At 66.4% G+C, this 360-nt stretch carries 1 pseudogene; it reads right to left on the bottom strand.

Going from position 1 to position 360, the window contains the following annotated elements:
• Positions 1 to 360 (bottom strand): annotated as a pseudogene (locus KSO97_RS17355) (NADH dehydrogenase subunit D); the annotation flags it as partial.

Genomic DNA, 360 nt, shown 5'->3' with positions numbered 1-360 from the left:
AGCTCGAAGAGGTCGAGCACGAGCTCGCGCTCGCGGAACCCGATCGTCATCACGGTCAGCGCGCCGATCTCCATGCCGCCGGTGGCGATGCACACCAGGTGGCTGGAGATGCGGTTGGGCTCCATGAGGAGCACCCGCATGACGCTGGCCTTCTCCGGGATCTGGTCCTCGATGTCGAGCAGGCGCTCGCCGCCCAGCACGTAGCTGGCCTCGTTGTAGAACGGGGAGAGGTAGTCCATCCGGGTGCAGAAGGTGGTGCCCTGCACCCAGGAGCGGTACCCCATGTTCTTCTCGATGCCGGTGTGCAGGTAGCCGATGCCGCACCGCGCCTCGGTGACCGTCTCGCCCTCGATCTCGAGG

This window comes from Nocardioides sp. R-C-SC26 (assembly GCF_021246465.1).
GTDB lineage: Bacteria > Actinomycetota > Actinomycetes > Propionibacteriales > Nocardioidaceae > Nocardioides.
The sequence above is the reverse complement of the archived record's forward strand: the minus strand, read 5'-3'. Positions and strand labels throughout refer to the sequence as shown.